This window comes from Polaromonas sp. (assembly GCF_039930745.1).
Taxonomy (GTDB): domain Bacteria; phylum Pseudomonadota; class Gammaproteobacteria; order Burkholderiales; family Burkholderiaceae_C; genus Polaromonas.
The window spans coordinates 1-12,767 of the sequence record NZ_JBDTTH010000108.1; the positions used below are offsets into that span (position 1 = coordinate 1).

The 12,767-nt window shown below is 62.2% G+C and carries 13 protein-coding genes; 8 read left to right on the top strand and 5 right to left on the bottom strand.

Going from position 1 to position 12,767, the window contains the following annotated elements:
* Positions 1–239: 239 nt before the first annotated feature.
* The gene (locus tag ABI660_RS20850) at positions 240–554 is read right to left on the bottom strand and encodes a c-type cytochrome (RefSeq protein WP_348071718.1); all 315 of its coding nucleotides are present in this window, start codon (positions 552–554) and stop codon (positions 240–242) included.
* A 116-nt stretch (positions 555–670) separates the two neighbouring features.
* Here ABI660_RS20850 and ABI660_RS20855 point away from each other — a divergent pair, with 116 nt between their 5' ends.
* Positions 671–910 (top strand): TIGR04438 family Trp-rich protein, encoded by a 240-nt coding sequence (locus ABI660_RS20855; protein WP_348071720.1) that lies wholly within the window; start codon positions 671–673, stop codon positions 908–910.
* Positions 911–1,094: 184 nt separating this feature from the next.
* Here the strand turns inward: ABI660_RS20855 and ilvD are convergent, their stop codons facing one another.
* Positions 1,095–2,804, bottom strand: a complete 1,710-nt coding sequence (ilvD, locus tag ABI660_RS20860) for a dihydroxy-acid dehydratase (protein ID WP_348071722.1) — start codon at positions 2,802–2,804, stop codon at positions 1,095–1,097.
* A gap of 100 nt (positions 2,805–2,904) precedes the next feature.
* Here ilvD and ABI660_RS20865 point away from each other — a divergent pair, with 100 nt between their 5' ends.
* Both ABI660_RS20865 and lgt read left to right on the top strand, forming a co-directional pair.
* Positions 2,905–3,819 carry a LysR family transcriptional regulator gene (locus ABI660_RS20865; protein WP_348071724.1) on the top strand — a complete coding sequence of 305 codons (915 nt, stop codon included), beginning with the start codon at positions 2,905–2,907 and terminating at the stop codon, positions 3,817–3,819.
* Between the two features lie 44 nt (positions 3,820–3,863).
* Positions 3,864–4,670 carry a prolipoprotein diacylglyceryl transferase gene (lgt, locus tag ABI660_RS20870; RefSeq protein WP_348071726.1) on the top strand — a complete coding sequence of 269 codons (807 nt, stop codon included), beginning with the start codon at positions 3,864–3,866 and terminating at the stop codon, positions 4,668–4,670.
* A gap of 241 nt (positions 4,671–4,911) precedes the next feature.
* Here the strand turns inward: lgt and ABI660_RS20875 are convergent, their stop codons facing one another.
* Together ABI660_RS20875 and ABI660_RS20880 are read right to left on the bottom strand one after the other, a co-directional pair.
* A complete protein-coding gene (locus ABI660_RS20875) occupies positions 4,912–5,937 on the bottom strand; it encodes a permease (protein ID WP_348071728.1) in 1,026 nt (341 codons plus the stop codon).
* Between the two features lie 72 nt (positions 5,938–6,009).
* Positions 6,010–6,363: a helix-turn-helix domain-containing protein gene (locus tag ABI660_RS20880; RefSeq protein ID WP_348071730.1), complete on the bottom strand. Its 354-nt coding sequence runs from the start codon at positions 6,361–6,363 to the stop codon at positions 6,010–6,012.
* A gap of 256 nt (positions 6,364–6,619) precedes the next feature.
* On the opposite strand from ABI660_RS20880, the gene ABI660_RS20885 reads away from it, so the two are divergent.
* Genes ABI660_RS20885 through ABI660_RS20905 form a run of 5 tightly spaced genes read left to right on the top strand, consistent with a single transcriptional unit; the run spans position 6,620 to position 12,177 of the window.
* On the top strand, positions 6,620–7,288 hold the full coding sequence (locus tag ABI660_RS20885; RefSeq protein WP_348071732.1) for a GntR family transcriptional regulator: 669 nt from the start codon (positions 6,620–6,622) through the stop codon (positions 7,286–7,288).
* Positions 7,285–8,775, top strand: coding sequence for a malonyl-CoA decarboxylase (locus ABI660_RS20890; RefSeq protein WP_348071734.1), 1,491 nt, complete (start codon positions 7,285–7,287; stop codon positions 8,773–8,775). Before ABI660_RS20885 ends, ABI660_RS20890 begins: the two co-directional genes overlap by 4 nt.
* Positions 8,776–8,819: 44 nt before the next feature.
* Positions 8,820–9,818: a tripartite tricarboxylate transporter substrate binding protein gene (locus tag ABI660_RS20895; protein WP_348071736.1), complete on the top strand. Its 999-nt coding sequence runs from the start codon at positions 8,820–8,822 to the stop codon at positions 9,816–9,818.
* 16 nt (positions 9,819–9,834) lie between these two features.
* Positions 9,835–10,611 (top strand): enoyl-CoA hydratase/isomerase family protein, encoded by a 777-nt coding sequence (locus ABI660_RS20900; protein WP_348071738.1) that lies wholly within the window; start codon positions 9,835–9,837, stop codon positions 10,609–10,611.
* A 42-nt stretch (positions 10,612–10,653) separates the two neighbouring features.
* Positions 10,654–12,177: a malonyl-CoA synthase gene (locus ABI660_RS20905; protein ID WP_348071740.1), complete on the top strand. Its 1,524-nt coding sequence runs from the start codon at positions 10,654–10,656 to the stop codon at positions 12,175–12,177.
* A 24-nt stretch (positions 12,178–12,201) separates the two neighbouring features.
* Here ABI660_RS20905 and ABI660_RS20910 read toward each other — a convergent pair.
* Positions 12,202–12,767: acyl-CoA dehydrogenase domain-containing protein (locus ABI660_RS20910; RefSeq protein WP_348071742.1), on the bottom strand; the 566-nt coding region annotated here is incomplete at its 5' end.

Here is a 12,767-nt window from a genome sequence, read left to right on the forward strand (position 1 = left end):
AAAACCCCGCCATCCTCGATCAGCTGTCTGAAAGACAGTGATAGAGGGGCGGCGAAGCCGCGACAGCGAAGCTGAGGCGGGGTGCAGAGGACACTCATATCGCGAAGCGATGTGAGGTGGCCACAAAACCCCGCCATCCTTGATCAGCTGTCTGAACCTGTAGGCGAAGCCAGGCGCGCAGCGCCCATGAAAAAAGCCCGTTGATCCAACGGGCTTTTCTGCGTACCGGAATGCCGGGGTTATTTTTGCGTCAGTACCCAAGCCGCCAGTTTTTTGGCTTCGTCGGGACTGACCTGCGCATTGGCCGGCATGGGCACAGGCCCCCACACGCCGGCACCGCCCTTGAGGATTTTTGCAGCGAGCTTGTCAACAGCGTCCTTCTGACCCGCATATTTGGCCGCCACGTCCTTGTAGGCAGGGCCGACCAGCTTGGTCGCCACGGCATGACAGGCCATGCAGTTTTTGGCGGTAGCCAGTTGCAGGTCAGCCAACGCCGGGGTGGACACGGCAAACCCGGCGGCCAGCGAAGCAATCACTAAACAGAGACGTTTCATCGTTAACCTCGTAGGGATGGAGTTATGGATTCGGTTACAGTCAATCAACGTTATTGTAGTGGGGTGGGTTGACCTTGGTTTGTAAAGGCCGCCACCTGATTTATCGGGAGTCTGCCATGCTTTTTCTGTTGTTGGGTGTTCTCGGCATCGCCCTGAAATATCTGGAGATTGATCCAGTTGCCGGCTGGAACTGGTGGGTGGTTCTGGCGCCATTCGGGCTGGCCGTGTTGTGGTGGTGGTGGGCGGACAAGTCCGGCTACACGGAAAAGAAGGCCATGGAAAAAATGGAAAAGCGCAAGCAGTCGCGCATCGACCGGCAGCGCGATGCCATGGGGATGCTCAAAAGAAGGAAATGACCCCCACGGGCGCTCACTGCGTGTAGCTTCCTGCCCCCAGAGGGGGCCGCTGCGCCTGCGGACTGGCGGAGCCAGATCCGCGGCCCCTGCTTGAAGGGGCGCCCGCTTGCTGCGCTCGCTCTCGCAATAAAAAAAGGCCCCTGCAGTGTGAATGCAGGGGCCTTTTTGTCCGCGCGCTGCCGCCTCAATAATCGTCGAGAACGGCGCCTTTGCTGGCGCTTGATGCGTTGAAGGCGAACTTGGCCTGCACGCCGCGCATGTAACGCGGCAGCGGGGCTTTCCAGCCCTCCTTGCGCTTGGCCAGTTCGGCGTCGCTGATATTCAGCTGCAGCAGCAATTGTTTGGCGTCGATGGTGATCGAGTCGCCTTCGTTGATGAAGGCAATGTTGCCGCCCGCCGCCGCTTCCGGCGCGACGTGGCCAACCACCATGCCCCAGGTGCCGCCTGAAAACCGGCCATCGGTGATCAGGCCCACACTTTCGCCCAGGCCCGCGCCGATCAGCGCGCCGGTGGGTGCCAGCATCTCGGGCATGCCAGGGCCGCCCTTGGGGCCGAGGTAACGCAGCACCATCACGTCGCCCGCGACGATCTTGCCGGCGAGGATGGCGGCCAGTGCCGATTGCTCGTCGTCGAACACACGCGCCGGGCCGGTCATGACCGGGTTTTTCAGCCCGGTGATTTTCGCGACGCAGCCCTCGGGCGAGAGGTTGCCCTTGAGGATGGCCAGATGCCCTTGGGCATACATCGGCTTGTCTATCGGGCGAATCACATCCTGGTCGGCACGCGGTGCATCGGGCACTTCTTTGAGTACCTCGGCAATGGTCTGGCCGGTGATGGTCAGGCAGTCACCGTGCAGCAAGCCGGCCTTGAGTAGCATCTTCATGACCTGTGGAATGCCGCCTGCCTGATGCAGGTCCACCGCCAGGTATTTTCCGCTGGGCTTGAGGTCGCACAGCACGGGTGTCTTGACGCGCACACGCTCGAAATCGTCAATTGTCCAGTCCACCTCGGCCGCGTGGGCGATGGCCAGGAAGTGCAGCACCGCGTTGGTGGAACCGCCGGTGGCCATGATCACGGCGACCGCGTTTTCAATCGACTTCTTCGTCACGATGTCGCGCGGCTTGATGTTCTTGCGGATGGCTTCGACCAGCACTTTGGCTGAGTCCTTCGCTGAATTCGCCTTTTCATCGTGCGGGTTGGCCATGGTTGACGAGTAGGGCAGGGAGATGCCCAGCGCCTCAAAGGCGGACGACATGGTGTTGGCCGTGTACATGCCGCCGCAACTGCCGGTGCCGGGAATGGCGCGGCGTTCGATCTGCAGCAGGTCCTCGTCGCTCATGCGGCCGGCGGAATGCTCACCCACGGCCTCGAACACGCTAACGATGTTCAGGTCCTTGCCTTTGTAGTGGCCCGGGAGAATGGTGCCACCGTACACATAAATTGAAGGAACGTTGGCACGCAGCATGCCCATCAGGCCACCAGGCATGTTTTTGTCGCAGCCGCCGACCACCAGCACGCCGTCCATCCACTGGCCCTGCACGCAGGTCTCAATGCAGTCGGAGATCACCTCGCGACTGACCAGCGAATACTTCATACCCTCGGTGCCCATGGCCATGCCGTCCGAAATCGTCGGGGTGCCGAAGACCTGCGCGTTGCCACCAGCTTCCTCGATGCCGGCAATCGCGGCATCGGCAAGCTTTTGCAGGCCGCTGTTGCAGGGTGTGATGGTGCTGTGGCCGTTGGCCACGCCAACCATCGGTTTTTTGAAGTCCCCGGCCTCGTAGCCCATGGCGTAGTACATCGAGCGGTTTGGTGCGCGCGAAGTGCCTTCGGTGATGTTTTTGCTGCGGCGGTTGATGGCGTCGCCGCTGCTGTCCTTGTCTTGCTGGTTCATGGGTATCTCTTGTGTGGGGTGTGTGGCAAAACGCAGAGTATGCGCCGCCTCTTTGAGTGCTTCCAATATATTTTTAGTGTTGTATTAATATGTTTGGCATATGAGTATTCCAACCATAGAACTCAGGCTCTGGCGGCAGTTCGTGGCTGTTGCCGAAGAACTGCACTTCGGCCGGGCCGCCACGCGGCTGCACATGACCCAGCCGCCCTTGACGCAGGCTATTGCGCAGCTGGAGAAGCTGCTGGTTGTGCGATTGTTTGATCGCACAAAACGGAGCGTTCACATGACGGCGGCGGCCGCGGCGCTGTTGCCGGCGGTCTACGACTTACTCGCCCGGGCACAGGCCCTGCCCGGACAGGCGAGGGCGGCTGCGGCCGGCGAAATCGGGCGGCTGCGCCTGGCTTTTGTCTCCACCGCAGGGTTTTCGCTGCTTCCCGAATGGGTCCGGGCGTTTCGCGAGCAGCATCCGCAAGTCCAGCTCGAATTGCTGGAGGCCACCGGCGATATGCAACTGCAGGCCTTTGAGCGCCACGACATTGATGCCGGGATCATGCTGCACTCACCGGGATTTGCACCGCTTGGCCTGGAGCGGCGCCTGATCGCCGAAGAACCTCTGCTGCTCGCTCTGGCCGACCATCACGCGCTGGCGGCAAAATCCTCGCTGGCGCTGGACGACGTACTGGCCCAGCCGCTGGTGATCTTTCCGCGCCGCATCCTGCCCTCGCTCTATGACGCCATCTTTGCGATGTACCACGCAGCTGCGCGTTCGCCGCAGGTGGCGCAGGAAGCGATACAGATGCAGACCATCGTCAACCTGGTTTCGGCGGGCTTGGGGGTGGCTTGGGTGCCGGAAAGCGTCAGGCAATTCCAGCGGCCGGGTGTGGCCTACCGAAGCGTCGCCGGCAAAAAAGGCCATCGGGTGCCGGTTTGTGAGACCAGCCTGGTCTGGCCGGCGGGTGTTGTCAGCCCTTGCCTGCAGCGCTTCCTGGAATTTGTAGCGGTCCCGCGCGACTGACCGAGGCCTGCCCCGGGCTACGCTGCGCTGGCACAATAAGCCGCATGCTGATTCACCCCACCATCGATCCCGTCGCCCTGCAGCTTGGCCCGCTGGCCATCCACTGGTACGGCCTGACCTATCTCGCGGCGTTTGGCCTGTTCCTGTTTCTGGGGCTGCGCCGCCTGCGGCACGAACCTTATGCGTCGATGACCGGCACCGCGGCCTGGAGCCGCAGGGACATTGAGGACATCCTGTTCCTGGGCGTGATGGGCGTGGTGGTGGGCGGGCGTCTCGGTTACTGCCTGTTCTACAAACCTGGCTACTATCTGGCGCATCCGCTGGAGATTTTTTACGTCTGGCAAGGCGGCATGAGTTTTCATGGCGGCCTGCTGGGCGTGCTGGTGTCGCAGGTCTGGTTTGCGCGCACCCGGCAAAAACCGTGGCTGCAGGTGATGGACCTGGTGGCGCCCTGCGTGCCGACCGGCCTGGCGGCAGGGCGGGTTGGCAACTTCATCAACGGTGAGTTGTGGGGACGTTTCAGCAGTCCCGACCTTCCCTGGGGCATGGTGTTCAGGCAAAGCGGTTCCATGTCGCCGCGCCACCCCTCACAGGTTTACCAGTTTCTGCTGGAGGGCTTGCTGCTCTTCATCCTGTTGTGGCTGTATGCGCGCAAACCCCGCAAGACCGGCCAGGTGTCCGCGGCTTTTCTGGTGGGTTACGGCGTGTTCCGTTTTATCGCCGAATTTTTCCGCGAGCCGGATGACTTTCTCGGCGTGCTCGCGCTCGGCATGAGCATGGGACAGTGGTTGTGCCTGCCGATGATCGCGGCCGGCGTCTGGCTCTGGTTGTGGGCTGAAAAACGCAGATAAATCGGCTCCCGGCGTTGTCTGGTGTGTGCGAAAAAAATGACAGCTATTTCTCACGCCTTTGGAAGGGCAACTGAGCAGCGCCGCAGGGTCTTGCGCAACCAGATAAAGAAAACAACATCGCTCGGCGCCTGCACGCTGTGCGCCGCACCCAGCACCTGATTCATCTCTGCTGCCATCCCCATGGGTGGTGGCAGGACTTCCACAGAGGATGCTGTTGCGTGAGCTGGAGGCGGTACGGGCTCTACTGCTTCCACAGGCCAAACATGATGCCGCTTGCCAGCGCGCCCATGACCGCAAAGCTCAGGTAGGCAGCAAATACCCGGCCGCGTGCGACAGCCCAGACAGCGAGCGCGGCCGGCAGTGAGGTTACGCCACCTGCTACCAGAAAAGCCATACTGGCGCCCGGGGACAGACCCTGGTTCATCAAGCCGCTTACCAGCGGCAAGGCCGCATAACCATTCAGGTAAGACGGGATGCCCACCAGCGTGGCCAGCAGCACGGGCAGCGAGCCGGTGCCTCCGGCTACCCGCGCAATCAGGTCGGGCGGCAGGTAGGCGAGCATCAGGCTCTCCAGCACAAAGGCCAGCACCAGCCATTTGGCGAGAAACCAGGCGTTTGTCTTGAAGCTCGCCATCGCGCTTTCGATCCGGGCGGGTTCTTGCCAGAATTTCCAGACGACTGCTTGCGGGTTGCGGATGCGCGAAGCGGAGCAGCCACCGTTGCCCATACCGGGCTTGAGTACCTCGGCGATCAGGCCGTAGCGCACCAGCAGCCACGCACCCGTGCCACCGAGCAGGCCGATGCCGGCAGCCACCATGGTTTTGGCGACTGCAAATTCCAGCCCCAAGGTGGCGGAAGTCATCACAAACATCGACGGGTCCATCAGTGGCGAGGCCAACCAGAAGGCCATCACCGGTGCCAGCGGCACACCCATGGACAGCAGGGCCACGATGATTGGAATCACCCCGCAAGAGCAAAACGGCGACAAGGCCCCCATCAAGGCCGCCGAGATCACCGTCAGCACCGGTGGGCCGCTGAAAGCGCGCGAAATCAGGTTGTCCACGCCGCTGGCTTTGGCCCATGCGGTGATGGCGACAGACAGCAATAAAAAACCAAACGTGTTGCCCGCCGCCGCCGCCACAAATTGCAAAGTCTTGCCGAACTGCGGCAGGTCCAGCAAGGCGATACCCAGCAGGGTGGCAGCGATGGCGATCCACACCCGGTCCGGCCGAACCCGTGCGGCTAACCGGCTGGGCCACTTCAGCATGTTCAAAGACTGCATTTTCATAAAATTACCTTTCTAAAAAAATAGAAAATAAAAGCCCAAAAATGGATATCTTCAGACTTTCTCCACCTCACCCCGTTGTAGGGGTGCACAGACGGCGTCTGCACAACACTCACTCAGTAAAAAATCACTCAAACGCCGAATGTCGGCATACTCGGCGCGGCAAATCAGCTCCCGACCTTGGCGCTCCTGCGATACCAGCCCCACCGACACCAGCGAACTGACATGGTGTCCCAGCGTGGACGGGGGAATGCCGGTCAGGCGTTGCAGGCCTGTGACGCTGAGCCCCTGGTGACCGGCGCGCAGCAGCCGCCGGTACAAACCCAAGCGAACTTCGCTTCCCAGTGCAGCCAACATCAGTGCGGCCTCTGCGTCAGGCAGGACGGAAAGGCTGGTTTTTGCGGTCATGTAGCTTACTATAAAACTAAAAATGTAAAAGTCAAGCCCTGGCCTATCGAGCGCGGGTTTGCCCTTGTGGTGTTCATCTTGAAGATGCCTTGTGCTTCAGGGTTTGCTTTGTCATAATTATGCGTAATTACATGAAATTACGACGAAAGAGATCTCTGAAAGCGTTGGATGGAAGGCGGGCTGAGCCCGGATTTCGTCAAGCTCAAGATCTGCCAGAACGCTTCCCAAACGACACCAGAAACCATCAGCCCCCACCATGCGTCTTGTCCAGAATTCGTTGCACCAGGAAGTCGCCGCCACCTTGCGCGAGCAGATTTTTGCCGGCATGTATGCGCCCGGCAGTTTTCTGGACGAGCTGGTGCTGTGCGAGCGCCTGCAGATTTCGCGCACGCCCTTGCGCGAGGCGCTCAAGGTGCTGACGGCGGAGGGCCTGCTGCGTCACGAGCCACGGCGCGGCTGCTTCATCAATGAGGTGACGGAAAAAGACCTCGACGAAATTTTTCCCGTGATTGCGCTGCTCGAGGGGCGCTGCGCGTTTGAGGCTGCCCGCAACGCCACCGATGCCGACCTGGCGGCGCTCACCACGCTGCACGAGCGCCTGGCCGGCCATGCGAAGGCCGGCCGCATCAACGACTACTACGACACCAATTTCGCGATTCACGAAGCCATCATCACGCTGGCCGACAACCGCTGGCTGGCGATGGCGATTGCCGACCTGCGCAAGATCCTCAAGCTCGCGCGAGCCCAGCAGTTGCACGCGCCCGGCCGCTTGGCGCAGAGCCTGTCGGAGCACATGGCGGTGTTTGCAGCGCTCAAGGCCCGCGACAGCGAAGGCGCTGATGCTGCCATGCGCACTCACCTGACACGCCAGCGTGAGGCTTTGCGTGAACTGGCCCGCAACCAACGTACAAGGGTGGCCTCATGAATGCGGCAGATTGGCTCAACCGCAGCGTGTCACGCTTTGCCGGAGACAAAAAAATTGCGTCAAAAGTGCCTGAAGCCCCCGCTGTTGCAATGCCAGCAGCTCCCAAAAAGATAGCGTCCGGTGCTGCTGCCGAAACCTTGCCGGCGGTGCGTTCCACGCGTGAACGCCTGAAGGCCACGCTGCGGCAAAAGGAGGAAGCCCTGTCTCCGCGTGTGCTGCGCCGGACGCTGCAGGAGTTGAAGGCCATTGTCGATCCGCAGGTCAGCGAGATCGAAGGTGGCCGCCGCGCCAAAGGGGTGGCGGGCTGGTATGCCAGCGCAGCCCTGAACGAGCGGCGCGACATGTGGCTGCTGATGAGCGAGCAGTTTGTGGCCGATGCGCAAAAGGTCAAGCTGGCGCAAGCCCAGTTTGCCGCCGCGGTCGGCACACCCGATGAGGCCGTGGCCGAGGTGCGTTACCGCCGCGCCACGGTGTCTCCGCGCAGGCGTTTGCTGCAGCGTTTCAGCGCCTTTCCCGAAGGCATCCGCTTCCTGGTGGACCTGCGCGCCGACATGCTGCCCTACCTCAAGGCGGACAAGCGCCTGCAGGCGCTCGATGTCGAGATGGAGTACATGTTCTCGACCTGGTTTGACGTGGGTTTTCTCGACCTGCGCCGCATCAGCTGGGACTCGCCGGCATCGCTGATCGAAAAGCTGATCAAGTACGAAGCCGTGCATGACATCAAAAGCTGGGCCGATGTGAAGAACCGGCTCGACAGTGACCGCCGGTGTTACGGTTTTTTTCACCCGCGCATGCCCGATGAGCCGCTGATTTTTGTGGAGGTGGCGCTGATGGACGAGATGGCAGCCGGCATCACGCCGCTGCTGGACGAGTCGGCCGCGCCCGCGGACCTGGCCCGGGCCACGACGGCGATTTTTTATTCCATCAGCAACACGCAGGCCGGCCTGCGCGGCGTGAGTTTCGGTGATTCTCTGATCAAGCGCGTGGTGGAGACCTTGTGCGCGGAATTTCCCCGGCTCAAGCACTTTGCCACCTTGTCGCCGATTCCAGGCTTTCGTCAGTGGCTGGGCAAAAATACCGGCGCGATGCTGGAAGCGCTTGAGGAAAAAGAACGCACGCTGCTGGGCCGTGCCGTCGGGTTCGAGCCGCCCACGGCGCAACATTTCCTCACGGCAGCCGAGACGGCAGCCACACTGGACGAAAAATCGCCAGTGCGCCGCATGCTGCTGCACTGCGCGGCGCACTACCTGGGCCAGGCGCTGGAAGACGGCAAGCCGCTGGATCCGGTCGCGCGTTTCCATCTGGGCAATGGCGCCCGCATCGAGCGGCTGAACTGGATGGGCGATCCTTCGCCGAAAGGTCTCAAGCAGTCCTGCGGCCTGATGGTCAATTACCTTTATGACCTCAGGCGGCTGGATAAACACAGGGCAATGCTGTCTCAGGGGAAAATCCCCGTATCGGGCGGCATCGAGGGTTTGTATATTTGAAAGTTATGCGGGTTTTTTGTTTAACAACGACAGGAGAGAGAGACATGACATCGAGCTTTGACATCAACGCGTCCCGACGCGATGTGCTGCGCACCGCAGCCGCCGGCCTGGCCGCGTTTTCCTTGGGCAGCTATGCACAATCGGGCTGGCCTGCCAAGCCGGTGACCATGATTGTTCCCTTTCCCGCAGGCGGGGGTACCGATGCGTTTGCGCGTCCCATGTCGGCGCAGTTTGCGCGCCTGACCGGCAAGCAGCTGATCATTGACAACCGCGGCGGCGCGGGCGGCACGCTGGGGGCCAGCATTGCCGCCAAAGCGCCGGCCGACGGCTACACCCTGTTCATGGGTGCGGTGCATCACACCATCGCGCCCAGCATGTATCCCAAGCTGGACTACGACATCGAGAAAGACCTGGTGCCACTGATCCTGGTGGCCAGCGTGCCGCAGGTGGTGGTGGTCAATCCGCAAAAGCTGCCGGTGGCCAACTTCAAGGAGTTCCTGGAGAATGCCCGCAAGAACCCGGGCAAGCTCAACTACGGCTCGGCTGGCGCCGGCACCTCGCACCACCTGGCTGGGGAGCTGTTCAAGCAACAGACCAAAACCTTTCTTACGCACATTCCCTATCGGGGTGCCGGGCCGGCCCTGCAGGGCCTGATTGCCGGCGATGTTGAAATGATGTTCGACGGTCTGGGCTCATCGGCCGGCCACATTGCCGGTGGCCGCATCAAGGCGCTGATGGTGTCGGGCAACAAGCGCAACCCGGCCATTCCTGACGTGCCCAGCGCCGCCGAGATGGGCTTGCCCGATTACAACGTCACCACCTGGTACGGCGTCTGGGGTCCCAAGGGCATGCCCGCCGACGCCCAGGCCCGCGCGATCGAGGAGATCCGCAAGGCCTGCAGCACCGACGAAGCCAAAGCCGTCTGGGCGCGGCAGGGCGCCGAGTTCACCGGGCTCGCGGGTCCGCAGTTCGGCAGCTTCATCAGCGCCGAGGTCAAGAAATGGGCACAGGTGGTGAAGGCGTCCGGCGCCAAGCTGGACTGACCTTTCCAAGGTGTACATGACAGGACAGGTTCTGCTGGCCACGGACGGCTCCATCGCCAGGGTCACCCTGTCCCATCCGGGCAAGCTCAACGCGATGTCCCGTGCCATGTGGCATGCGCTGCGCGAAGTGTTCACCAGCCTGCAGCAGCATAGCGAAGTGCGCTGTGTGCTGCTGCGCGGGGAGGGCGCGAGCTTCTGCGCGGGTGGCGACATCACGGAGTATCCGGACTTTCGTTTTGATGAAGCAGCCCTGCGCGCTTTCCACGAGGAAGAAGTGTGGGGCGGCTTGCAAGCCATGCTGGACTGCGACATTCCCGTCGTGGCCCAGATCGAGGGTGCGTGCATGGGCGCCGGCATGGAGATTGCCAGCTGCTGTGACTTGCGTCTAGCCGGCGCTTCGGCGAAGTTTGGTGCGCCAATTGCGAAGCTCGGCTTCCCGATGGCGCCGCGCGAGGCGGCACTGGTGATGCGCGCTGCAGGTGAGCTCACGGCCCGCGAAATGCTGCTGGCCGCAGCGGTGCTGGATGCGTCCACCCTGCTGCAACGCGGCTTTCTGAATCGTGTGCTTCCTGATGCTGAATTGGCTGCCGAAGCGGCCGCCATGGCTGAACGCGTTGCTCGGCTCGCGCCAGCGGCTGCGCGCCAGAATAAACAATGTTTTCGGGCGCTGGCCCTTGATTGGCGGGGGCCGATAGCTACTGATCTAATAGCAAATGCCTATGCCTACGCAGATTCTGCCGAGCACCGAGAGGGTGTTGCGGCCTTTGTTGAAAAGCGTCCGGCGCGGTTTTAAGCGCGGGCGATTCCCTGATTCCAGATTCCAGACAAGTACACGATGAAAAACAACAACCTGTTTGCCGCCCTGCGCGCAGCTTTTCCCCGGGACCTTGACACGGTGGCGGTGGAAACCGACACCGGCCTGAACTACTCCTGGCGCGACCTGGAACGGTCCACCGCGATGATGGCCAACCTCCTGAAGTCGCTGGACCTGCCGGAGGGCGCCCGCATCGCCGTGCAGGTGGAAAAATCGGTCGAAGCGTTGATGCTTTACCTGGCCACGCTGCGGGCCGGTTATGTGTTCCTGCCGCTCAACACTGCTTACCAGAGCGCCGAGATCGAGTATTTCATCGGCAACGCCGAGCCTTCGGTGGTGGTCTGCAGCCGCAAGAACTTTGGCTGGGTCAGCAAGATTGCTTTCAAGGCCGGCACGCAAAACGTCTTCACACTGGACGACGACCGCACCGGCTCGCTCCTGGAGCGCGCCGCGCATTGCAGCGACCGGCACGAGGTGGTCCAGCGCGGCGCGGACGACCTGGCGGCCATTCTCTACACCAGCGGCACCACGGGCCGCAGCAAGGGGGCCATGCTTTCGCACGGCAACATGCTGAGCAATGCGCTGGTGCTCAAGGACTACTGGGGCTGGAAGCCGGGGGATGTGCTGATCCATGCGTTGCCCATCTTTCATGTGCACGGCCTGTTTGTGGCCATCCACGGCGCGCTGATCAATGGCAGCAAGATGATCTGGCTGGCGAAGTTCGACCCCAAGCTGGTGGTGCAGAAGTTGCCCGAGGCCACGGTATTCATGGGCGTGCCCACGCTGTATGTGCGCCTGCTGGCTGAGCCGGGCCTGAACCGCGAAGCCTGCCGCCACATACGCCTGTTTGTTGCCGGCTCTGCACCGCTGTTGATTGAAACTTTCACAGCGTGGCAGGAGCGCACCGGCCACACGATTCTGGAGCGCTACGGCATGAGCGAGACGGCCATGCTGACCTCCAACCCCTACAAAGGCGAGCGGCGCGGCGGCACCGTCGGGTTTGCTTTGCCCGGTGTCAGCCTGCGCGTGCAGGACGATGCCAGCCAGCCCCTGCCCACGGGCGAGATCGGCGGGATCCAGGTCAAAGGTCCGAACATTTTCAAGGGTTACTGGCGCATGCCCGAGAAGACGAAGGAAGAGTTCACCGCCGACGGCTATTTCAAGACCGGCGACGTTGGCAAGATCGACGAGCGCGGCTACATCACCATCGTCGGGCGCAGCAAGGACCTGATCATCAGCGGCGGCTACAACGTGTACCCCGCCGAGATCGAGGGCTACATCAACGACATGCCGGGCGTCGCCGAAAGTGCGCTGGTGGGTGTGCCGCATCCCGATTTTGGCGAGGTCGGCATTGCTGTGGTGATCCCCCGGCCGGGAGCAATGCTGGATGCCGAACAGATCATCGCGCGGCTGAAGGCTCAGCTCGCCAATTTCAAGATCCCCAAACGCTGCTTCGTCGTCAGTGAACTGCCGCGCAACACCATGGGCAAGGTGCAAAAAAACGTTTTGCGCGAGCAGCACAAACAGCTGTTTCCGGCTGCCTGAACTGCGTCCGGACTGCGCGGTGCCTCAGGGCGCGAAGTCGTCCACCTGGATCACCCGGTCGGCTGCGCGCAGGTAGGCCAGCGCCAGTGTGGGGTTGGACGCGCCCTGCGCGGCTTCTTCGAAAGAGCGGGTGCGGCGAACAAGCTTGTTGAGTGCGGCGGTTTCGTCCTCGCCGAGCTGCTGCGCCAGATCCAGCGCGTGCATCAGGTCCAGCATCCCGCCTTGCTTGGGCACACTGATGTCGGGGCAGAGCCGGTTCAGCAGGTCGCGCCGTGTGCGTAGCAAGGCTGCCAGTTTCAGCATCTGCACGTCCCGCAGGGGTGCGAGGTGAGCCGTGCGGCTCAGCACCAGAGCGCCAATCAGGCGCCGGCCTGGTGTCGGCAGGTTGGCGTACAGGTCGCGCAGCACCTCCTCGGCCGCGTCGAGTTGCACGCGCAGCGCAGCGCGCGCAAACGGCAGCATGTCGCTGTCGGCCTCGACCGTGAAACGCCAGAAGCAGGCGCTGGCCATGTACAGGTGAGCCAGGCAGTCTCCGAGCCGGGCGGACAACAGCTCCATGCGTTTGAGTTTGCCGCCCAGCATGCCCATGG

Coding starts and splice junctions, on each gene's coding strand:
- ABI660_RS20855 (WP_348071720.1), top strand. CDS start 671: ATGCTTTTTCTGTTGTTGGGTGTTCTCGGCATCGCCCTGAAATATCTG.
- ABI660_RS20895 (WP_348071736.1), top strand. CDS start 8,820: ATGACATCGAGCTTTGACATCAACGCGTCCCGACGCGATGTGCTGCGC.
- ABI660_RS20905 (WP_348071740.1), top strand. CDS start 10,654: ATGAAAAACAACAACCTGTTTGCCGCCCTGCGCGCAGCTTTTCCCCGG.
- ABI660_RS20880 (WP_348071730.1), bottom strand. CDS start 6,363: ATGACCGCAAAAACCAGCCTTTCCGTCCTGCCTGACGCAGAGGCCGCA.
- ABI660_RS20865 (WP_348071724.1), top strand. CDS start 2,905: ATGAGTATTCCAACCATAGAACTCAGGCTCTGGCGGCAGTTCGTGGCT.
- ilvD (WP_348071722.1), bottom strand. CDS start 2,804: ATGAACCAGCAAGACAAGGACAGCAGCGGCGACGCCATCAACCGCCGC.
- lgt (WP_348071726.1), top strand. CDS start 3,864: ATGCTGATTCACCCCACCATCGATCCCGTCGCCCTGCAGCTTGGCCCG.
- ABI660_RS20890 (WP_348071734.1), top strand. CDS start 7,285: ATGAATGCGGCAGATTGGCTCAACCGCAGCGTGTCACGCTTTGCCGGA.
- ABI660_RS20875 (WP_348071728.1), bottom strand. CDS start 5,937: ATGCTGAAGTGGCCCAGCCGGTTAGCCGCACGGGTTCGGCCGGACCGG.
- ABI660_RS20885 (WP_348071732.1), top strand. CDS start 6,620: ATGCGTCTTGTCCAGAATTCGTTGCACCAGGAAGTCGCCGCCACCTTG.
- ABI660_RS20900 (WP_348071738.1), top strand. CDS start 9,835: ATGACAGGACAGGTTCTGCTGGCCACGGACGGCTCCATCGCCAGGGTC.
- ABI660_RS20850 (WP_348071718.1), bottom strand. CDS start 554: ATGAAACGTCTCTGTTTAGTGATTGCTTCGCTGGCCGCCGGGTTTGCC.